The organism is Pseudarthrobacter sp. DSP2-3-2b1, assembly GCF_049895945.1.
In the GTDB taxonomy this organism is placed as follows: Bacteria; Actinomycetota; Actinomycetes; order Actinomycetales; family Micrococcaceae; genus Arthrobacter.
The window spans coordinates 149,152-169,126 of sequence record NZ_JAFCTI010000006.1; the positions used below are offsets into that span (position 1 = coordinate 149,152).

The 19,975-nt window shown below is 66.8% G+C and carries 17 protein-coding genes; 7 read left to right on the forward strand and 10 right to left on the reverse strand.

All coding sequences use genetic code 11. The annotated features are described in order from the left end of the window. Positions 1–13 precede the first annotated feature (13 nt). The 3 genes from ACP7AX_RS09685 to ACP7AX_RS09695 form a co-directional block, all read right to left on the reverse strand. Positions 14–820 carry an ABC transporter permease gene (locus ACP7AX_RS09685; protein WP_131682955.1) on the reverse strand — a complete coding sequence of 269 codons (807 nt, stop codon included), beginning with the start codon at positions 818–820 and terminating at the stop codon, positions 14–16. After that, entirely contained in the window at positions 820–1,788 is a 969-nt protein-coding gene (locus ACP7AX_RS09690) for an ATP-binding cassette domain-containing protein (RefSeq protein ID WP_131682954.1), read from the reverse strand. Before ACP7AX_RS09690 ends, ACP7AX_RS09685 begins: the two co-directional genes overlap by 1 nt. A gap of 96 nt (positions 1,789–1,884) precedes the next feature. Next, positions 1,885–2,868: a DNA-3-methyladenine glycosylase family protein gene (locus tag ACP7AX_RS09695; protein WP_426226275.1), complete on the reverse strand. Its 984-nt coding sequence runs from the start codon at positions 2,866–2,868 to the stop codon at positions 1,885–1,887. A 151-nt stretch (positions 2,869–3,019) separates the two neighbouring features. Between ACP7AX_RS09695 and ACP7AX_RS09700 the strand changes: the two genes are divergently transcribed. From ACP7AX_RS09700 to ACP7AX_RS09720, 5 genes are read left to right on the forward strand one after another with little or no spacing between them, the layout of a single operon-like run. Next, a complete protein-coding gene (locus ACP7AX_RS09700) occupies positions 3,020–3,409 on the forward strand; it encodes a VOC family protein (protein WP_131682952.1) in 390 nt (129 codons plus the stop codon). 36 nt (positions 3,410–3,445) lie between these two features. Continuing rightward, the gene (locus ACP7AX_RS09705) at positions 3,446–4,831 is read left to right on the forward strand and encodes a cystathionine beta-synthase (protein ID WP_426226276.1); all 1,386 of its coding nucleotides are present in this window, start codon (positions 3,446–3,448) and stop codon (positions 4,829–4,831) included. A gap of 31 nt (positions 4,832–4,862) precedes the next feature. Continuing rightward, positions 4,863–6,023, forward strand: a complete 1,161-nt coding sequence (locus tag ACP7AX_RS09710; RefSeq protein ID WP_426226277.1) for a cystathionine gamma-synthase — start codon at positions 4,863–4,865, stop codon at positions 6,021–6,023. Between the two features lie 52 nt (positions 6,024–6,075). Next, the gene (locus tag ACP7AX_RS09715; protein WP_426226278.1) at positions 6,076–6,621 is read left to right on the forward strand and encodes a winged helix-turn-helix transcriptional regulator; all 546 of its coding nucleotides are present in this window, start codon (positions 6,076–6,078) and stop codon (positions 6,619–6,621) included. Then, a complete protein-coding gene (locus ACP7AX_RS09720; protein WP_426226279.1) occupies positions 6,618–7,949 on the forward strand; it encodes an MFS transporter in 1,332 nt (443 codons plus the stop codon). Before ACP7AX_RS09715 ends, ACP7AX_RS09720 begins: the two co-directional genes overlap by 4 nt. 109 nt (positions 7,950–8,058) lie before the next feature. Here ACP7AX_RS09720 and ACP7AX_RS09725 read toward each other — a convergent pair whose 3' ends face one another. From ACP7AX_RS09725 to ACP7AX_RS09740, 4 genes are read right to left on the reverse strand one after another with little or no spacing between them, the layout of a single operon-like run. After that, positions 8,059–11,187, reverse strand: coding sequence for a glycoside hydrolase family 2 TIM barrel-domain containing protein (locus ACP7AX_RS09725; protein ID WP_426226280.1), 3,129 nt, complete (start codon positions 11,185–11,187; stop codon positions 8,059–8,061). Further along, on the reverse strand, positions 11,187–12,104 hold the full coding sequence (locus ACP7AX_RS09730) for a carbohydrate ABC transporter permease (RefSeq protein WP_426226281.1): 918 nt from the start codon (positions 12,102–12,104) through the stop codon (positions 11,187–11,189). The genes ACP7AX_RS09725 and ACP7AX_RS09730 overlap by 1 nt, the downstream gene beginning before the upstream one ends. Then, on the reverse strand, positions 12,101–13,111 hold the full coding sequence (locus tag ACP7AX_RS09735; protein ID WP_426226282.1) for a carbohydrate ABC transporter permease: 1,011 nt from the start codon (positions 13,109–13,111) through the stop codon (positions 12,101–12,103). Before ACP7AX_RS09735 ends, ACP7AX_RS09730 begins: the two co-directional genes overlap by 4 nt. Next, positions 13,108–14,445 (reverse strand): ABC transporter substrate-binding protein, encoded by a 1,338-nt coding sequence (locus ACP7AX_RS09740; protein ID WP_426226283.1) that lies wholly within the window; start codon positions 14,443–14,445, stop codon positions 13,108–13,110. Before ACP7AX_RS09740 ends, ACP7AX_RS09735 begins: the two co-directional genes overlap by 4 nt. 150 nt (positions 14,446–14,595) lie before the next feature. On the opposite strand from ACP7AX_RS09740, the gene ACP7AX_RS09745 reads away from it, so the two are divergent. Continuing rightward, on the forward strand, positions 14,596–15,204 hold the full coding sequence (locus tag ACP7AX_RS09745; protein WP_426226284.1) for a TetR/AcrR family transcriptional regulator: 609 nt from the start codon (positions 14,596–14,598) through the stop codon (positions 15,202–15,204). Positions 15,205–15,245: 41 nt separating this feature from the next. Further along, on the forward strand, positions 15,246–16,019 hold the full coding sequence (locus ACP7AX_RS09750) for an SDR family oxidoreductase (protein ID WP_426226285.1): 774 nt from the start codon (positions 15,246–15,248) through the stop codon (positions 16,017–16,019). Between the two features lie 23 nt (positions 16,020–16,042). Here ACP7AX_RS09750 and ACP7AX_RS09755 read toward each other — a convergent pair whose 3' ends face one another. From ACP7AX_RS09755 to ACP7AX_RS09765, 3 genes are read right to left on the reverse strand one after another with little or no spacing between them, the layout of a single operon-like run. Then, complete coding sequence (locus tag ACP7AX_RS09755) at positions 16,043–17,242, reverse strand: acyl-CoA dehydrogenase family protein (RefSeq protein ID WP_426226286.1); 1,200 nt, start codon at positions 17,240–17,242, stop codon at positions 16,043–16,045. Positions 17,243–17,251: 9 nt separating this feature from the next. After that, positions 17,252–18,766 carry an APC family permease gene (locus ACP7AX_RS09760; RefSeq protein ID WP_426226287.1) on the reverse strand — a complete coding sequence of 505 codons (1,515 nt, stop codon included), beginning with the start codon at positions 18,764–18,766 and terminating at the stop codon, positions 17,252–17,254. After that, complete coding sequence (locus ACP7AX_RS09765; protein ID WP_426226288.1) at positions 18,763–19,974, reverse strand: glutathionylspermidine synthase family protein; 1,212 nt, start codon at positions 19,972–19,974, stop codon at positions 18,763–18,765. Before ACP7AX_RS09765 ends, ACP7AX_RS09760 begins: the two co-directional genes overlap by 4 nt. Position 19,975: the final 1 nt, after the last annotated feature.

Here is a 19,975-nt window from a genome sequence, read left to right on the forward strand (position 1 = left end):
CGGAGCAGCCGCGTCACCGGATGTTGCGGTTGATGGCCCGCACCCCAACCACCAGGCCGACGGCGGCGGTCACCGCCGCGGCCAGAAGTCCCTGGAGTGTGTCCGTCCCCACGCTGCCGGCGAACAGTTCCCGTTCGGCGTTGACGAGGTAGGTCAGCGGGTTGAACAGGCTGGCCGTCTTCATCCAGTCGGGCCCGGCCTCGATGGGAAGCATGATCCCGGACAGGATCATCAGCGGGAAAAGCAGGGTTTGCTGCACGGCCCAGAAGATCCACTCCTTGCTCTGTGACACGAGCGCCAGGGCGTACGAGAGCGCGCCCAGCCCGATGCCGAAGATCCCCAGGATCACCAGGCCTGCCAGGACATGCAGCGGATAGAAAACAAAACCGAACGGGATGCATGCCAGCGCTATGATCAGCCCCTGCACCACCAGCGGCGCCCACTCCTTCAAAGCCCGGCCGATCATCAGCGAGGACCGGGACAGGGGCGTGGCCAGGATCCGCTCGTACGAGCCGGTCATCAACTCGTACTGCAGGTTGGACCCGGTCATGGAGGTACCGAACAGGGCGATCATCACCACCACGCCGGGCAGGAACCACTGAAGCGTGGACTGGCCGCCGAACGCGGGGGCGCCCACGGCCGCGCCGAGCAACGGCCCGAAGAGGCCCAGGAACACAAGCGGCTGCAGCAGCGAAAAGATCAGTGAGAACGGGTCCCGGAGCGGCAGCAGCATCTCGCGCCAGAACACATATTTGGTGTCCCGGAGAACCTGGCCGAGGCCCGGCTTCGCGAGCACCTCTGCCGTACTTTGAACAGTCATCAGCGGTCTGCTCCTTCCCGCAGGTTGCGGCCGGTCAGTTCCAGGAAAACGTCGTCCAGCGTCGGTGGCTTCAGCTCCAGGGACTGGGCGGGAGCGCCGGCGTCGTGCATCTCCTTCAGCAGCGCCGGCGCCAGCCGGGCGCCCTCGGTGAGCCGGAGGCGGAACCGGACCACGCCGTCGTACGTGTTTTCGTTGATGTCACCGCCGGCGGCGGCGCGCCCCAGCAGCCCCCGGACCCCCTCAGCTGCTTCGGCCGCCACTTCCACCGCCAGGAGGTCGCCGGCGAGGTTGGCCTTCAGCCGGGCGGCCGTGTCATCGGCGATGATCTCGCCGTGGTCGATGACGATCACGCGTTCTGACATCAGATCGGCCTCGTCCATGTAGTGCGTGGTCAGCACGATGGTGGTGCCGTGTTCGGCCCGCATCCTCATGATGTGCTCCCACAGATTGGCCCGGTTCTGCGGGTCCATGCCGGTGGAGGGCTCGTCGAGGAACAGCAGCCCGGGGGAGTGCATCAGGCCAAGGGCAACGTCCATCCGCCGCCGCTGCCCGCCGGAGAGTTTAATGACGGTGCGTTTGGCGAGGTCGGCGAGGTCCAGGGATTTCAGCAGTTCCTGTGCCCGGGCGGCGGCATCGGTGGTGTTCATGCCGTAGAACCTGCCCTGCATCACCAGTTCGTCGAGCACCCGGAAGCTGTGGCCGCCGCCGTTGCCCTGGCCGATGTACCCGATGCGTGCCCGCACGCCGGCCGGGTCCGCCAGCACGTCCACGCCGGCCACGGTGGCTGTGCCGGAGGTGGGTCTCAGCAGGGTGGTCAACATCCGGAGGGTGGTGGATTTGCCGGCGCCGTTCGGGCCAAGAAAAGCTACAAGCTCGCCCGGCGCAACGTCGATGTTGACGCCCTTGACGGCTTCGACAGTTTCCTTCTTAACCACGAAGGTCTTGGTCAATTTGTCAGTGTGGATCATGGCTGACTCCAGAGATTTCGGATTTCCGGGGCTCTGGTTCGGGCTCCATGGCGCCACGCTATACCCACAGGGCCGCATGAGTCCACGAAAAAACCGTCAGTGCCGGCGGTGATCCTGAATAGTCATCCGTGGCCCGAACACGGGTTTGCGGAAGCCGCTCAGGCCGATCATGCGGACCACGCGCTGGCGGTGTCCCTTCCAGGGTGCCAGCAGGGCCAGCATTCCGGCGTCATCGGTCCGCCGGCCGGTCAGGGCCGCACCCACGTACGCGGCGAGGTGGTAATCGCCCACGGCGATGGAGTCCGGACACCCGTGCGTCCGCTGCACCACCTCCGCGGCGGTCCACACACCGACGCCGGGAATGACCTGCATCTTCGCTGCGGCCTCGGCCGGCGCCAAAGCCGCCAGCCGTTCAAGCGCGACGGCGGAGCGCAGCGCACGCATGACTGTCGCCGAACGCTGCGGGCCAACACCGGCCTGGTGCCACTCCCAGGAGGGGATGTGAAGCCACTGGGCGGGGGTGGGCTGGACAAGGAGCCCGTCCGGCGCGGCCGTGCCGGCAGCCGGGGCCCGGGAGCCGAAGCGGTACATCAGGTACCGGTAACCCCGGCGGGCTTCGATGACGGTGACCTTCTGCTCGAGGATGGTGGGCACCAGGCAGTCCACCATCCGCCCGGTGGAGGGCAGCCGGACGGCCAGGTTCCGGCGCCGGGCCTCCCGGACCATCCGCGGGAGTGTGGCATGGAAGGCCGGTTCGTCAAAGGCGGACCAGTCATCCGCGGAGCCCAGCAGCCGGGGCACGCCTTGAATACCGGCCGCGGCGCCGGGACCCCAGGCCTGGGCATCCACGTGGGCCTCCCGCGCGACGCCCGCCGTGAAGGTCAGGCGCAGCGTGACCGGTCCGTCCGCCGTCGTAAACGCAGTCCAGAACCCGTCAGGGCGGGACGAGAACGACGGGTCACCGGTGCCCCGGAGCAGAACCCCCAAGGTCTGGGACAGGCTGTAGGGACCCTCCGGATACCACCGCAGGGAGGCGTCCGCCGCGGCGGCCAGGCCAGGGGGGAGCTCTGTGATGGTCACGGAACAATGATCCCACGCGGGGCTGACACCGGCGCGGGGAACTTGACGGGAAGCGGGACCAAAGACCCTAACGGGCGTGCCGTTCGGCACTAGACTCCCACTGTGGCGCGGCAGCCACCGCGCTGTCCCTTCTAGCTGTCAGGTGAGCGCAATGGGTGGAGTAGTGCATTTTGAAATCCCCGCGGACGATCAGGAGCGGGCCAGAAATTTCTACAGCCAGGCCTTCGGGTGGAAGATCAACCCCATGCCGGAGATGAACTACAACGCGGTCACCACGACGCCCACCGACGAGAAAACCAGCCTGCCCAACGAGCCGGGAGCCATCAACGGCGGCCTGATGGGCAGGGAAGGGGAACTGGTGAACCCCATCATCACCGTGGACGTGCCGGACATCGATGCAACCTTGAAGACGGTCGAAGAGCTGGGAGGTTCGGTGGTGACGCCCAAGAACACCATCCCGGAGATGGGCTTCTTTGCGTACTTCAGGGACACCGAGGGCAACGTCATGGGGCTGTGGGAGAACCTGCCGGCTGCGCCCTGAAACGGCCGCCGGTGAGGAGACGGTAACTTTGTACCTATGAAGTACGCCCAGTCCGTCCTGGACCTCATCGGCAATACCCCGCTCATCAAACTCAACCACGTGACCGACGGCGTCAAAGCCACCGTCCTGGTCAAGCTGGAGTACCTGAATCCCGGCGGTTCCATCAAGGACCGCATCGCGATCAAGATGATCGAGGATGCAGAACGCGACGGCAAGCTGCTCCCCGGCGGGACCATCGTGGAGCCCACGTCCGGCAACACCGGAGTGGGCCTGGCCCTGGTGGCGCAGCAAAAGGGCTACAAGTGCATTTTTGTGGTCCCGGACAAGGTGGGCGAGGACAAGCGGGCCGTCCTTGCCGCCTACGGTGCCGAAGTGGTGGTAACGCCAACCTCCGTGGCCCCGGACAGCCCGCAGAGCTACTACAGCGTCTCGGACCGGCTGGTGACGGAAACTCCGAACGCCTACAAGCCGGACCAGTTCTCCAACCCGGCCGCCCCGCGCAGCCACTACGAGACCACTGGCCCGGAAATCTGGCGGGACACGGACGGCCGGATCACGCACTGCGTCATCGGCGCCGGCACGGGTGGCACCATCACCGGGACCGGCCGGTACCTCAAGGAAGTCTCCGCGGACCGTCCGGAGTCCGACGGCGGTGTGGTCAGGATCATCGGCGCGGACCCCGAGGGTTCGGTCTACTCCGGCGGGACGGGGCGCCCGTACTTCGTTGAAGGCGTCGGCGAGGACATGTGGCCGGACAACTACGACAAAGCGGTCCCGGACCAGGTCCTGGCTGTCACTGATGCCGATTCCTTCGCCATGACCCGCAGGCTGGCCCGCGAGGAAGGGCTGCTGGTGGGCGGCTCGTCCGGCATGGCCGTGGTTGCTGCGCTGAAGGTTGCCCGCGACCTCCCGGAAAGCGCCGTGGTGGTGGTCATCCTCCCGGATTCCGGCCGCGGCTACCTCGCCAAGATCTTCAACGACCAGTGGATGCGCTCCTACGGTTTCCTGTCCGGCGGCGAGGAAGCGTCCGTGGGCGAGGTCATCAAGTCCAAGACCGGTGAAATGCCGGACTTGGTCCACATCCACCCGAACGAATCCGTCCGCGATGTCATCAACATCATGAACGAGTTCGGCGTCAGCCACATCCCGGTGCTCTCGCAGGAACCGCCGGTGGTGATGGGCGAGGTGCTCGGCGCCGTTGATGAACGGACCCTCACCGCCAAGCTCTTCCGGGGCGAGGCCAAACTGACGGACAAGATCTCCGAGCACATGGGACCTAAACTCCCGGTCATCGGCTCCCTGGAGACCATCTCGGCCGCCCGCGAACTGCTCTCCGACGTGGACACCGTGATGGTGACATTCGTCGGCGCACCGGTGGGGATCCTGACCCGCCACGATCTCCTCGCGTACCTCAGCAACTAACTGCTTCAGCAACTAACTGCAAAGGAACTCCATGTCTGCAGAAAACCAGGGCTTCAACACCCGCGCCGTCCACGCCGGCCAGGCCTTCGAGCCCCGCACCGGGGCCGTGGTCCCGCCGCTGCACTTCAGCTCCACCTTTGCCCAGGACGGCATTGGAAACCTGCGCGGCGGCTACGAGTACGGCCGCGGCGGCAACCCCACCCGGGATGCGCTGCAGGAACAGCTCGCGGCCCTTGAGGGCGGCAGCGCTGCCTTCTCGTTCAGCTCCGGCCTGGCGGCCGAGGACTCGCTGATCCGGGCCCTCACCCGCCCGGGGGACCACATTGTGCTCGGCAACGACGCCTACGGCGGGACCTACCGCCTCATCAGCCGGATCCTCGGCGACTGGGGCATCGGGAACACCCCCGTGGACATGGCTGACCTGGCTGCGGTCCGCGCAGCTGTGGCCGCGAACAAGACGCGGTTCGTGTGGGTGGAAACCCCCTCCAACCCGCTGATGAAGATCACCGATATCGCCGCGCTCGCAGAGATCGCGCACGACGCCGGGGCCCTCCTGGTGGTGGACAACACCTTCGCGTCGCCCTACCTGCAGACCCCGCTCGCCCTGGGTGCCGACGTCGTGGTGCACTCCACCACCAAGTACATCGGCGGCCACTCCGACGTGGTGGGCGGCGCCGTGGTGGTCAACGACGCCGAACTCGCCGAGAAGATCGGCTTCGTCCAGTTCGCCGTGGGCGCGGTGTCCGGCCCCATGGACGCGTTTCTCACCACCCGCGGCTTGAAGACCCTCGGCGTCCGCATGGACCGGCACAGCGAGAACGGCCAGGCGGTGGCCGAATGGCTGCTGCAGCGCCCGGAGGTGGAAGCGGTGCTGTACCCGGGCCTGCCGTCCCACCCGGGCCACGAGCTGGCCAAAAAGCAGATGAAGAAGTTCGGCGGCATGGTGTCCGTCCAGTTCAAGGGCGGCGAGTCGGCGGCCCGCACGGTGGCTGAAAACACCTCGGTGTTCACCCTGGCGGAATCACTCGGCGGCATCGAATCGCTGATGAACTACCCGTCCGAGATGACCCACGCCTCGGTTCAGGGCACGGAGCTTGCTGTTCCGGTGAACCTGCTCCGGCTCTCGTGTGGCATCGAGGACGTGGAGGACCTGATCGCGGACCTGGAGAAGGCCTTCACTTTCTTGAAGTAAGTCACGCCGGGAGCTCTGGCTTTCTTCAAGAAAGTTAGCTAGGGTTCCCGGTATGCCTCTTCGTTCAGACTGGTCCCAGCGCGTCTGCAGCCTGGCCCGCGGCCTCGAGATTCTGGGCGACCCCTGGTCCGTCCTGGTGCTCCGCGAGGTCTTTTTCGGCAACGGCCGCTTCGATGCCATGAAGTCCCGGCTCGCCGTGGCGGACTCGGTGCTCACCAAACGCCTTACGGGCCTGGTGGAGGCGGGGCTGCTCACTAAAAGAGCCTACGACGACGGCGGCCGCACCCGCCAGGAATACGTCCTCACCCCTAGCGGCGAGGACACCCTCCCGGTGCTGAACGCCGTCGCCATCTGGTCCGAGAAGCACCTGCCTGCGCCCTCGGACACCGCCCATATGTTTGTGGTCCACTCCGGCTGCGGCCAGCGCACCGGCTCCGCGGACACCTGCACCGGCTGCGGGGAGCAGCTCACCGCGGCCAACACCAGCTGGCACAGCCTCACCCGGACGCCGGCCCCGGTTCCGCTGGCCACCGCAGCACTGCAGGCCACCCCAGCACTCCAGGCCACCCCAGCACTCCACAACGGATCCGCAGCATGAGCGCTCCCGCTCCCACCACGCCGGCGGGACGACGGAAAAGGATCCACCCCGCGTGGATCGTCGCAGCGGTAGCCTTCCTCGCCCTGGTGGGAGCTGCGGGATTCCGCGCCGCGCCCGGCGTCCTGATGGTGCCACTGCAGCAGGAATTCGGCTGGTCCACCACGGTGCTTTCCGCGGCCGTCAGCATCAACCTGGTCCTGTTCGGCCTCACAGCCCCGTTCGCCGCGGCCCTGATGGAACGCTTCGGTATCCGCGCCGTTACCGCCACCGCGCTGGTGCTGATCGGTGCGGGCAGCGCGCTCACCGTCCTGGTCAACCAGTCGTGGCAGATCCTGCTGACCTGGGGCCTGCTCATCGGCCTCGGGACAGGCTCCATGGCCCTGGTCTTCGCCGCCACCATCGCCAACACCTGGTTTTCCAAGAGCCGGGGGCTGGTGATCGGCATCCTGACCGCCGGCAGCGCAGCCGGCCAGCTGGTGTTCCTGCCCTTCATCGCCATGCTGGCCCAGGACCCCGGCTGGCGGGAGGCGTCACTGCTGATCGCCGCCGGTGCCTTCGCCGTGGTCCCGTTGGTGCTGAAGTTCCTCAAAAACTCACCGGCCGACGTCGGCGCCCTGCCCTATGGCGAAACGGCGCCTGTGGGGGGATCTCCTGTGCCGGTTCAGGCTGCTGCCTTGGACAGCGGGCGGAGCAGCAACGCCGCAGTCCGGGCCCTCCAGGTCCTCAAGCGTGCCAGCAAGGTGCGCACGTTCTGGGCGCTGGTGGCGGGTTTCGCGATCTGCGGGGCCACCACCAACGGGCTGATCGGCACCCACTTCATCCCCTCCGCCCATGACCACGGCATGCCCCAGACCACCGCAGCCGGGCTGCTCGCCGTCGTCGGAATCTTCGACATCGTGGGAACCATCGCCTCCGGCTGGCTCACCGACCGCTACAACCCGCGCGTTCTTCTTGCCGTGTACTACCAGTTCCGGGGGATCGGCCTGCTGGTCCTGCCGCTGCTGCTCAGCGCCACGGTGGAGCCCAGCATGATCGTCTTCGTGGTGATCTACGGGCTGGACTGGGTGGCCACCGTGCCGCCCACCGCCGCGATCTGCCGCGAGACGTTCGGCGCTGACGGCAGCGTGGTGTTCGGCTGGGTGTTTGCCGCCCACCAGCTGGGCGCAGCCGCGGCCGCCCTGGGCGCCGGCGCCATCCGCGATGCCACCGGCCAGTACACCTACGCCTGGTTCGGCGCGGCCGCCATGTGCACCATCGCCGCCGTGATCAGCGCCACCATCCGCAAGGATAAGGCTGCCAAGGAGCCTGTGCCCGCCACAGTCGCGTAGCCCGCGGTGCGTCGTGCGGACCGCCGCGCCCGGTGACCCCAACCCGCCGGGACGGCATTTCGCGGCACTGCCGGCTGTGAAGCACCAGCGCGAAATGCCGTCCTGCGGGTTACCCGGCGCTTCCGATGCGCAGCGTCAGCGTGCGGGCCTCCGGGCGGAGCGCGAAGTCCGGCCAGACATCCGGGCCGCACGCCCGCGAACCCAGGCCGTGCTGGGCGGCGTCGATGTAAAGGTAGCTGTGCCCGCTCGGCGGCAGCTCGTGGGGGTGGGCAGCGGCGCTGACCTCCTGGGCCGTGTGGCGGGTAAGCGTGAAGCCGGGCCGGCGTCCCCGGGCATCCGCGACGGCGTCGATCTTCAGCCAGGGCGCCCCCGCGTTGTTCAGCTCAAGTGAACGCAGGGCACTGCGGTGCCCGCTCTCCTGGGGCTTCGCATACGGCACGGTGAGTTCACTGATTGCCGCGGAGTACCGGCCAACCAGCGCAGCGTGCATGCTGTCCGGGTACGATTCCCGCGGCCCGGCACCGAACCAGGAGGCGCCGTCAACGGAGGCGGGCAAATCGAACCGGACGCCGATGCGCGGCAACACCATGTCCCAACCTGCACTGGGGATGATTTCCAGGCGCAGCCACAGCTCGCCGTCGGCCTGCTGCCACTGCTCCTCAACAGTCACCGAGCCGGCTTTGTCGGCGGCGGCATACCGCGTCCTGACCAGGACGCTCCCGGCATCCGCTGAAACGGATTCCACGCGGCCGGTCAGGCGGTCCAGGCCCGCTTTCCGCCAGACCGCGGCCGATGACGGAGCGGGCACACCCTTTCCGTTGTTCAGCCACGGGTCGCCGAGGTCGTAACTGCCGAAGCCGGCCCCGTGGTCGTTGTCCGTGGGGGCCCGCCACAGCTCGAGGCGGGGTCCGGCGGCAGGCAGGCCGCCCAGCGATACGAGGCGGCCCTCCTCGAAGACAGCAGGTCCAAGAGCCGTTGTGCCTGCCGCCGCGGAGCCGCCCCGGCCGGCCGCAGTCACCGGACGCGGCGCCTGTACGGGTGGTGCGGGCACGGAAAGGTCCAGCTGGGCGGCCGAAATCACGTGCCCGGCCGGTGCCCAGTCGGTGTCCTTGCGGAGGACCGCCTCAACCGTGAGCCAGTGCTCTCCGCCTGCGGAGGCCGTAACCTTCGGCAGCTCCACCTCAACGGATTCGCCTGCGGCGAGCGCCCCGCCGGCCGCCCCTGCTACTGCCAGTTCGCCCGAATCGCTGCGGACGCCGTCCACCTCGGTCCGCCACTGGATGACGACGTCGGACGCGTCCGCGGAGTGCCTCAGGTTGGCGACCGTGATGAACTGGCGCGTGCCGCCGTCGGGCGCTGTTCCCGGGGCAGAACCGGTACCGAAGCCCAAACGGATCGGCGCCACGATCTGCTTGTATTCAAACAGTCCCGGGCTCGGTGTTGAATCCGAGAGGACCATGCCGTCCATGACGAAGTTGCCGTCGTGGACCACCTCGCCGAAGTCGCCGCCGTAGGCGAAGAACTCGGTTCCGTCCGCGGTGCGGGTGCGGATGCCGTGGTCGCGCCATTCCCAGACGAAGCCGCCGTGCAACCGCGGGTACCGGTCCACGAGGTCCTCGTACTGGTCGATCGCGCCGGGGCCGTTGCCCATGGCGTGCACGTACTCGCACAGGATGAAGGGTTTGGTCCGCTGGCGGGCGGATTCGGCCGCTGAACAGCCGAGGAGCAGTGAGCCGGAACCGTCCCGGCCGATCGACTCGGTCTCGGGCACGGAGGAGTACATCCGTGAATAGACGTCGGTGTAGGCGCCGGTGTAATCGCCTTCGTAGTGGACGGGGCGTCCGGTGTCACGGGCATGGGCCCACGCTGCCATCGCTGCGAGGTTCGCTCCGGTGCCTGCCTCGTTGCCGAGGGACCACATGATGATGGACGGGTGGTTCTTGTCCCGCTCGATGGTGCGTTCCATGCGGTCCACGTAGGCCTCGCGCCATGCCGGATCATCGCTGGGGTTGCCGGCCCAGTCCTGGGCGTGGAAGCCATGGGTTTCGAGGTCGCACTCGAGGATCACCCAGAAGCCCATTTCGTCGGCCAGGTCCAGCAGCCGCGGGTGCGGCGGGTAATGGCTGGTGCGGATGGCGTTGACGTTGAACTGCTTCATGAGGGCCAGATCGGCGCGGGCAAAGTCTTCGTCGAAGACGCGGCCCCGGTCAGGGTGGGTCTCATGGCGGTTCATGCCATGGAAGACCACACGCCGGCCGTTCACGAGGAAACGGTCCCCGGCAATCTGCACCGTCCGGAAACCCAGGCGCAGCGAGATGGTCTCACCGGCGCTGGCCACCGTGGCGTCGTACAGCCGCGGCAGTTCGGCGGACCACGGTTCCACTGCGTCGATCCCGATCGGGGAAACGTCCGCGGCCGAGTTCCATGTGACGTCAACGCCCAGTTCGGGCACCGAAAGCGTCACCGGGAAGGCATCCCCGTGTGCGGTGATCTCAGCGTCGATCTCGCCGGCGCCGGACTCGCCCGAGCCGCTGAAGGACGTGCGCAGCCAGACGTCGTCGATGCCACGGGCCGGCCGTGCCTGGAGCGTGACATCGCGGAAGATGCCCGGCAGCCACCATTGGTCCTGGTCCTCGACGTAGCTGGACGCCGACCACTGGTGCACGCGGACCGCGAGGACGTTCGGGCCGGGGCGGACTGCCTCGGTGACGTCGAACTCCTGGGCCAGCCGGCTTCCGGTGCCCACCCCGATGGGCACACCGTTGACCCATACCTTGTAACGGGATTCGACGCCGTCGAACCGCAGCAGGATCCGCTCGGCCTCCGTCCAGGACCCGGGCAGCTCGAAGGTGCGCCGGTAGTCGCCGGTGGGGTTTTCGTCGGGGACGTGGGGAGCATCGGTGGGGAAAGGAAACTGCACGTTGGTGTAAATGGGACGCCCGTAGCGGCCCTCACCTTCCAGGACCCAGTGGGCAGGGACCGCGATCTCGTCCCACGAGGAATCGTCCAGGGTCTCTTCGGCGATGCCCTCTATGGCCTCGCCGGCGGGCAGTACGCCGCGGCCGCCCGGGGTTCCGGGGGCGCCGGGAAGCAACCGGAAACGCCAGTTGCCGTTCAGTGACTGGGTGGGAGCATCGGTGTGCAGCCAGGACCGGGCGGCTGTCCGCCGGCCGGACCCGGGACCCGTGTCCGTGATGTAGGAGGAATCGGCTGGTGCGGATGCCGTGATCTCGGCCATTACTTTACTGCTCCTTCTGTCAGCCCACCGCGCCAGAAGCGCTGCAGGACAACCATGGCAATGCTGAGGGGGATGATCGACAGCAGGACGCCGCCGGTGGTCAGTTCGTAGAACTCGGGCAGGCGGTCAACCTGGCTCAGCCAATTGTTCAGGCCCAGGGTGATCGGATACAGCTCCGAATCGGAGAGCATCACCAGCGGCAGGAAGTAGTTGTTCCAAATGCCCACCAGCTGGAAGAGGAAAACGGTGACCAGGGCCGGGGTGAGGACGCGCAGCCCGATTGTGTGGAAGATCCGCAGTTCGCTGGCGCCGTCGAGCCGGGCTGCCTCGATCAGTGAGCTGTCCACGGTGGCCTGGGAATAGATCCGGCACAGGAACAGGCCGAACGGCGAGACCAGGGAGGGCAGGAGGACGCTCCAGTACGTGTTGGCCAGGCCGAGCTGGCTGAACAGCAGGAAGAGCGGCAGCGCCGTCGCGGTTCCGGGCACCAGCACCCCGCCCAGGATGGTTCCGAACACAAGGTTCCTGCCGCGGAACTCGTACTTGGCCAAGGCGTAGCCGCCCGCGGCGGCGAAGTACGTGGCCAGCAGGGCGCCCACACCGGCGTACAGCACCGAGTTCAGGAACCACTGGATGAAGATGCCGCCGTCGTAGCTGAGCACTTTGCCCAGGTTGTCCCAGAGCGAGAAAGTGGGGGCGAACCAGAACCCGTGGGTGGAGAACAGGTCCTCGGTCGATTTTGTCGCAGCGACAACCACCCAGTAGACCGGGATGAGGAAGTACAGGGCCACCACCACCAGCAGGGAGGTGACGATGATGACCGAGGGCCGGCTGGTGGCGGTGGAACGCCTGGGCCTGGTGGAGGACTTGCCGGGTTTGGTAGCTGGGGCGGGCGCCGGGGTCACGGTTGCGGTCATGATGACTTCCTGTTCGTGAATTTGAGGAAGGCGAAGGACAGGGTGAACGCAGCCAGCGCTATCAGGACTGCCTGGGCGGCCGCGACGTTGTAGTCGTTGTAGGCGAACGCCGTGGTGTAGGCGCTGAGGTTGGGCGTGTACTGGCTGTCGATGGCCGGTGCCACAGTTTTCAGGACCTGGGCTTCGGAGAAAAGCTGCAGCGTGCCGATGATGGAGAAGACCGTGGTGAGGACCAGGGCAGGCCGGATCAGGGGGAGCTGGATGCTGCGGGCCACACGCCAGGTGGAGGCGCCGTCCACCTTCGCGGCTTCATACAGTTCGCCGGGGATGGCCTTGAGCTGGGCAACGATGATCAGCATGTTGTAGCCCGTGTAGCTCCAGGTGACGATGTTCGCGATGGACCACAGCACGGTGTCCGCCCCGAGGAAATCGGGCTTGAGCCCCACCAGGCCGGCGACGTCGATCAGGGGACTGAGCCCCGGAACGTAGAGGAACGACCACAGGATCGTGGCAATCACACCGGGCACGCCGTAAGGGAGGAAGTACGCCGCCCGGAAGAAGCCAGGCCACTTGGCCGACGCCGATTCCAGCATCAGGGCCAGCACCGTACAGAGGGCGATCATGACGGGCACCTGAACGATGCCGAACAGCAGCATCCGCCCGATCGACGCAACGAAACTGCCGTCCGCCAGGGCCTGGGCGTAGTTGCTGAAGCCCGCGAATTCACTTTTCACCCCGGCCTCGCCAAAGAGCCCGCTGCGGGTGACCTTGGTGAAGCTCGAGAGGATGGCGACGAAAATCGGCAGGATAAACGTCAGGATGAAAAGGATGAGGAACGGAGCGAGCAGCAACCAGGGTGCCCGTGCTGCGGCCCCCGTCGCCCGTGGGTGCTTCCCGGTTCCGGCGGGGCGCCTGCCGTTCTGGCGCTGCCCGGTGGGACTCTGCCCGGTGGGACTCTGCCCGCTGGGACCCTGCCCGCCTTGGGCGGGGCGTGACGTCGTGGTCATGCCGTTTCCTTTCGGATGCTGAGGCCCTTGTTCTTGAAGACCGTCATGATCTGCTGCTCTGCCGTGGCGATCGAATCGACCAGGCTGGTTCCGGAGGCCTTCTTCCGGAAGCCGTCGCTGAGGATATTGAAGGACTGCTGGGTGACGGGCCACCACGACCAGTCCTGGTTCTGCTGCCGGGACGCAGGAACGAAAATTTCCTCGTGGTAGCGCTGGCCGCCGAAGAACTCGGAGGGTGCCTGCCGTGGCGTGCCGATGAAGTCCGGCGACGGCGACCATCCGATGCCGCTGTTGCTGATTTCGGCGTCGATCCCTTCCTTGGACGTGGTCATCCAGACAGCGAATTCGAGTGCTTCCCGGGGGTGCTTGCTGTTGGCCAGCACAGCAGCGGTGGAGCCGCCCAGGAAGGTGGAGCCGAAGCCTGAATCCCCCCAGGTGGGCATCGGCGCCACCCGCCATTTTCCGCTGCCGCCGCTGACGCCTTCGATCAGGGCGTCACCCCAGCTCCCGCTGACCACGGAGCCAATGGTCCCCCTGGCCGCGGCAGCGAACCACCCGGGCGAATAGGCGCCGAAGCCGGTCTGGACCAGGTCCTCATCGATGGCCTGATCGAAGAAGCGCGCCACCTTCAACGTGGCATCATCTGTCATGTTGATGACCCAGCCGTCTTCTTCGGCGCGGAACCAGTTGGCACCGGCCTGCGAAGCGAAGGCGGTGAACACGGAGGCATCGGCCAGGGGGAAGCAGTCCAGGTAGATATCCTTCCGGCGAAGTTCGCGGGCAAGGGCAGCCCATTCGTCCCACGATCCCGGGCTGGTGCCGCCTACCTGGTCAAGGACTGCGGGCTGATAGAACATGGCCATGGGTCCCGAGTCCTGGGGAATTCCATAGACGCCGTCCGTAAAGCTGACCTGGCCCCAGAGGGTCTCGTCGTAGAGGTGGGCAAAGTCGTTGGCGCCATAGCGGGCCAGGTCAACCAGCCCGTTCACCAGCATGAATTCGGGGACCGAGCGCAGCTCCACCTGGCCGAGGTCCGGGCCGCCTCCTGCTGCAAGGGCCGAGTACAGCTTCTGGTAGCCACCTGAGTTGCCACCGGGAATCCACACGGTCTCCACCTGTACGTTCGGATGGGAGGCGTTCCAGATGTCCGCCACTTTCTGGACATCCTTGAGCCAGGACCAGTACGTCAGCGTGATCTTTTCGCCGCCCGCGGGCGGGATCACCGGAGCTGCGTTCACGGACCGTATGCCGGGGGTCGCGCAACCGGCGAGTAGTCCCATCGCCGCCGTGCCCAGGCCGGCATGCAGAAGTTGTCTTCGCGTGAATCGGGCCATTCGCCTTCACCTCATCGTGTCGGGTTCGTGTGCCGGCAAATGTGACGTCCGGCACGCGGGGGATCAGTCAGGAGAAACGCTAACACAAAATTCGAGTGGTCACTCAAGTTTCAATTCCTGCGGCCCGCCGGCGCCTGTACACTGCAAGCCATGACCACAAAAGCGGCGGGCCAGCCCAGCCGGCGGGGACCCTATGCGAAGTCGACGGAGCGCCGGCAGGCCATCCTCTCCGCGGCCCACGCCGTCTTCGCTGCCCGCGGGTACCGCGGTGGTTCGCTGCAGGAGGTGGCTGACCGCGTAGGCATGAGCCAGACCAGCCTCCTGCATTACTTCCCGTCCAAAAGCGACCTGCTGCTTGCCGTGCTCAACTGGCGGGACTCCATTACCGGGGACGGCACTACGCCGCCGGACCCCGAGGAAAAGCTCGTGGACGCCGTGATCCGGCAGGCGCGCTTCAACGAGGACATCCCCGGGGTCATTGAGCTCTACACCGTGCTGTGCGCTGAATCCGTCACGGACGGCCATCCGGGGCGGGAGTACTTCACGGAACGTTTTGACCGGCTCCGGCACAGCTACGCGCGGCGGTTCAAGGAACTGGCCGAGGAAGAGCGGCTGCGGCCCGGCGTGGAACCCGAAGCCGCCGCGGCAACGCTGATCGCCCTCTGGGACGGAATCCAGACGCAATGGCTGCTCTCGCCCGGAAGCGTGGACATGGCCGGGTGCCTCCGCGGATACCTGGAACTGGTGCTGCTGCCCTAATGACGCCACGGACCGCATTCCGCCACCACTAGGCTGATTCAATGGCATCCACTCCACCTGAAAGTATGGCCCGGCCCACCGCACTCATCACTGGAGCGGGAAGGCTGGCCGGCATCGGGGCGGGCATTGCCCGTCAGCTTGCGGCGGAGGGCTGGGATTTGGTCCTCGCCTACTGGCCAGACTACGATGCCCGGATGCCGTGGGGAAGTGAACCGGCCGACGTCGTACGCCTGACCGCCGAACTGGAAGCGATCGGCGCACAGGTCCACGCCCTGGCCGCAGACCTTGAGGACCCGGAAACGGCGGACCGGCTTCTCGCCGAGGCGGCGGGCGTCGCCGGGCCGCTGCAGGGTCTGGTGCTCAGCCACGCTGAGTCCGTGGACTCCGGGATTCTGGACACCACGCTGGAGGCGTTCGAGCGCCACTTCGCCGTGAACACCCGGGCCAGCTGGCAGCTGATCGCCGCGTTCACTCGGCAGGCACCGGCCGACGGCGGTGCGATCGTAGCGCTGACCAGTGACCACACAGCGTTCAACCTTCCGTACGGCGCGTCCAAGGGTGCCCTGGACCGGATCGTCATCGCCGCCGCGCGCGAGCTGGGGCCGCTGGGCATTTCGGCGAACGTGCTCAACCCGGGGCCCATCGACACCGGCTGGATGAGCCGTGAGATCCGGGAAGAGCTGACCGCCAGGCAGCCGGGCGGCCGGCTGGGAACTCCGGCGGACATCGGCGCCACGGTGGCGTTCCTGCTCTCACCGGCAGGCCGCTGGGTGTCCGGCCAGCTGATCAAGGCCGACGGCGGTTTCTCGGCCTGAGGGCCTTAACCTCGGAGCCCGCGCTACCGGAACGCGTTCAGGCCGGTGATGTGCTGCCCGAGGATCAGGGTATGGACTTCGTCGGTACCTTCGTAGGTGCGGACCGATTCCAGGTTGGCGGCGTGACGCAGCGGCGAGTAGTCCAGGGTGATCCCGTTGCCGCCCAGGATGGAACGGGCTTCCCGGGCGATGGCAATGGCCTCGCGCACGTTGTTCAGCTTCGCCAGCGAGATCTGCTCCGGCTTGAGCCTGCCAGCGTCCTTGAGCCGCCCCAGGTGGATCGCCAGCATGGTCCCCTTCTGGATCTCCACGAGCATGTTGACCAACTTCTCCTGGGTCAGCTGGTACCCGGCCAGCGGTTTCCCGAACTGCAGCCGGTCCTGGGAGTACTTCAGGGCGGCCTCGTAGGAATCGCGCGCCGCGCCCATGGCACCCCACGCGATCCCGTAGCGGGCCTCGTTCAGGCAGGTGAAGGGGCCGCGTAAACCAAGGGCCGCCGGCAGCATGGCCTCCGGTCCCAGCCGGACGCCGTCGAACCTCACGTCGCATTGGATGGAGGCGCGCATCGAGAGCTTCTGCGGGATGGGCGTGGCCGTGACCCCGCGCGTTCCGGCCGGCACCAGGAAGCCGCGGACGCCGTCGTCGGTCCTGGCCCAGACCACCATCACCCCGGCCACCGATGCCAGCCCGATCCAGCGCTTGGCACCGTCCAGCACCCAGCCGGCGCCGTCCCCGTTACCGTCCCGGCGGGCAACCGTGGTCATGGCGGACGGATCAGAGCCGGCCGTGGGTTCGGTCAGGGCGAAGCAGCCGATCACCTCGCCGGCAGCCATCCGGGGGAGCCACTCCTGCTTCTGGTCCTCCGAACCCCACTTGTGGATGGCGGTCATGGCCAGCGAACCCTGCACCGAGACGAAGGTGCGGATCCCGGAGTCGCCCGCCTCAAGTTCCATCGCGGCAAGACCGTATTCGACGGCGGTGCGGCCGGGGCAGCCGGATCCCTCAAGGTGCATGCCCAGGACGCCGAGTTCGCCCAGTTCGGGGGCGAGCTCCAGGGGAAAGACGGCGTCGTCATACCAGCGCGCAATGTCCGGTTTGATGCGCTGGTCGGTGAAGTCGCGGATCTTCTGACGGACGTCAAGCTCGTCCGGGCTCAGCAGGGAGTCGAGGGCGAGGATGTCGGACGGATCCGATCCCGGGGGCGTGCCGGCGTCGTTGCTCATGGGAGCATCCTACGGTCCGGCCGTGACCCTGGCCTTTCCGGTGAAGTACTCCCGTGTTGAGGGAAGGAACCGGCAGACGACCGCCAGCACCACGCCAAGGGCCAGCAGCGCCACGCCGCTGACGAATGCGCCGCCTATGCCGAAGATCTGGGTATCGCCGTACGCCGGGTCCCACATCTGGACGGCGGAGATGAAGAAGGCAGCCGTCAGGACCAGCGCGCCCACCAGCGGCAGGATGCCACGGAACCAGAGGTTGCGGGCCGAGTTCCGGAGGGTGCCGCGGAAATACCAGACGCAGGAGAACCCGGTGAGGGCGTAGTAGAAGGCGATGAACAGGCTGATGGCGCTGATGGAATCGGAGAGCAGGTTCTCGCTGAGGACGCTCATGGCCACGTAGTACGCCACGGCGGCGGCGCCCATTACCTGGGTGGAGAATCCGGGCGTCTGGTTGCGCGGGTGGACTTCGCCGAACTTCGGCGGCAGTGCGCCGTGCACCCCCATGGACAGGGTGCCGCGGGCTGTCGGAAGGATGGTGGTCTGCGTGGAGGACAGGACGGAGGCGAGCACGGCGACGATGATCAGCCAGCCCCACGGACCCAGGACCACGTCCTTCATGGCCAGGAAGACATCATTCTGGTTGGCTTCGTTGCCCAGGCCGATTCCCTCCGTGCCCACGGTGGCGTACATCATGACCAGCAGGGCCACCGAGACGTAGATGGCCACCAGGACAAAAGCCGAAATGACGGCACCGCGGCCGGGCGTTTTGGCCGGATTCTCGGTTTCCTCGTTCACCGCCAGGCAGGTGTCCCAGCCCCAGTAGATGAACAGGGCGAGCAGGACCCCGTGCACCACCGCGCTGGGATCGGCAAACGCGCCGGCCGGGTTGAACCACTCGAAGTCGAAGGCCTGGCCCTCAGGGGCGCCGCCCGCGATTCTGGAAATCAGCGCAATGGCGAAGATGCCCAGCGAAACGTACTGTACATACGTCAGGACCCGCTGGACATGCTCGCCGAGCCGGATGCCGCGGTAGTTCACCAAAGTCATGAAGACGATGAACAGCACCCCGGTGGCTGTGACCACCACTTTGTTGCCGGCCAGTGAACCGTCGCCGATCAGGAGCCACAGGTACTGCCCGGCCACCTGCGCCAGGTTTGCCAGGACCACGATTCCCGCCAGCGCAACGCCCCAGCCGCCCAGCCACCCGGCCCACGGACCGAACGCGCGGCGCGACCAGGTAAACGTGGTTCCGCAGTCCGGCATGGCGCTGTTCAGTTCACGGAAGGCGTAGGCGATGAACAGGACCGGGATGAAGCCCAGGATCAGGATCAGGGGGGTGTAGTTGCCGTTGACGGCAACAATCAGCCCAAGGGTGGCGGCGAGGGAGTACACGGGGGCCGTGGAGGCAAGCCCCAGCATGACCGAATCGCCGAGGTCGAGGATTCCTGCGTGGAGGCCCTTGGCGGGAACGGCACCGCCGGAGGGACCCCCGGGGCCGCCGGCCGCCGTCGTGGTCTCTGTGCTCATAGTGCAATACCTGCTTTGCTGGAGTGGGCCTGCACCGAAAGCGGAGCGGGGGCGTCAATGGTGTTGGGCACAAAACGGCAGAAGTAATCGGTGATGGGGCCATCGGATTCCCTGATCCCGCAGCCCACGGACTCACCGTCCACCACCCACAGGCCCAGGACCGGATGGTTGCCGTCGAAATCGGGCAGCGGCTGGTACTGCTGGTAGCACCAGCCTTCGCGTCCGTACCCGCCCGGCTGTTCAAGGCTGATGCCGGGGGCGTGGATCTTGATGTTGTCGCCCTCGCGCCCGTGCAGCGGCTTGGCCACCCACTCCTTCAGGGACCCGGGCTCGTTGAGGTAGGCGGGCAGCAGGTTGGGGTGGTCCGGGTACAGGTGCCACAGCGCAGCGAGCAGGGCCTTGTTGGAGAGCAGCATCTTCCAGGCCGGTTCCACCCAGCGCGGATTGTGGGCACGCTGCAGCAGCCGGTGCCCGAACGGCTCCTTCATCATCAGCTCCCACGGGTAGAGCTTGAACATGGTGCTGATCATGAAGTTGTCCAGGTCCACGAACCGGTTAAGGTTGGGGTCCCAGCCAATATCGGACATGTTGATCCCGATGGTGGTCCAGCCCGCCTGGCTGGCGACATCGCGCATGTAGGCCGCGGTCATCCAGTCCTCGCCGGACTCCTCGGCCTCGGAATGGGCGATGTGGAGCGTGCTCATGCCGGTCCGGTACTGCATCTTCTTCCACTGCCGGATCAGGGCCTCGTGGATGCCGTTCCACTGGTCTTTCTCCGGGAAGACGTCCTGGAGCCAGAACCACTGGGCCACGGCGGCTTCGATCAGGCCGGTGGGGGTGTCGGCGTTGTACTCCAGCAGCTTGGCCGGGCCGCCCTGCCCGTCATAGATGAAGTCGAACCGGCCGTACACGTCCATATCGCCGGCCTGCAGCGACTCTGCCGCCAGTTCCAGGGCCTGCGGGCCGATGCCGATGTTGCCCATGGCGCCGGTAGCCAGGAATTTGGCAGCTTCCAGGCACATTTTGTGCATGTCCTCGGCCGTGATCTCGAGCGTTTCCACCTCGTCCCCGGTGAACTCGTAGTACGCGGCCTCGTTCCAGTACTCGATCTTCCGGCCGTCGGGCATGGTGGTGGTGGAGAAGACCAGGCCCTGCTCTTCGATCTTCTGCTTCCAGTCAGGCCTGGGCTCCGATATCAAACGCTTCACG

Excerpts from the sequence above, each read along its gene's own strand:
- ACP7AX_RS09685 (WP_131682955.1), bottom strand. The coding sequence starts at position 820 with ATGACTGTTCAAAGTACGGCAGAGGTGCTCGCGAAGCCGGGCCTCGGC.
- ACP7AX_RS09690 (WP_131682954.1), bottom strand. The coding sequence starts at position 1,788 with ATGATCCACACTGACAAATTGACCAAGACCTTCGTGGTTAAGAAGGAA.
- ACP7AX_RS09700 (WP_131682952.1), top strand. The coding sequence starts at position 3,020 with ATGGGTGGAGTAGTGCATTTTGAAATCCCCGCGGACGATCAGGAGCGG.
- ACP7AX_RS09705 (WP_426226276.1), top strand. The coding sequence starts at position 3,446 with ATGAAGTACGCCCAGTCCGTCCTGGACCTCATCGGCAATACCCCGCTC.
- ACP7AX_RS09710 (WP_426226277.1), top strand. The coding sequence starts at position 4,863 with ATGTCTGCAGAAAACCAGGGCTTCAACACCCGCGCCGTCCACGCCGGC.
- ACP7AX_RS09715 (WP_426226278.1), top strand. The coding sequence starts at position 6,076 with ATGCCTCTTCGTTCAGACTGGTCCCAGCGCGTCTGCAGCCTGGCCCGC.
- ACP7AX_RS09720 (WP_426226279.1), top strand. The coding sequence starts at position 6,618 with ATGAGCGCTCCCGCTCCCACCACGCCGGCGGGACGACGGAAAAGGATC.
- ACP7AX_RS09725 (WP_426226280.1), bottom strand. The coding sequence starts at position 11,187 with ATGGCCGAGATCACGGCATCCGCACCAGCCGATTCCTCCTACATCACG.
- ACP7AX_RS09730 (WP_426226281.1), bottom strand. The coding sequence starts at position 12,104 with ATGACCGCAACCGTGACCCCGGCGCCCGCCCCAGCTACCAAACCCGGC.
- ACP7AX_RS09735 (WP_426226282.1), bottom strand. The coding sequence starts at position 13,111 with ATGACCACGACGTCACGCCCCGCCCAAGGCGGGCAGGGTCCCAGCGGG.
- ACP7AX_RS09740 (WP_426226283.1), bottom strand. The coding sequence starts at position 14,445 with ATGGCCCGATTCACGCGAAGACAACTTCTGCATGCCGGCCTGGGCACG.
- ACP7AX_RS09745 (WP_426226284.1), top strand. The coding sequence starts at position 14,596 with ATGACCACAAAAGCGGCGGGCCAGCCCAGCCGGCGGGGACCCTATGCG.
- ACP7AX_RS09750 (WP_426226285.1), top strand. The coding sequence starts at position 15,246 with ATGGCATCCACTCCACCTGAAAGTATGGCCCGGCCCACCGCACTCATC.
- ACP7AX_RS09755 (WP_426226286.1), bottom strand. The coding sequence starts at position 17,242 with ATGAGCAACGACGCCGGCACGCCCCCGGGATCGGATCCGTCCGACATC.
- ACP7AX_RS09760 (WP_426226287.1), bottom strand. The coding sequence starts at position 18,766 with ATGAGCACAGAGACCACGACGGCGGCCGGCGGCCCCGGGGGTCCCTCC.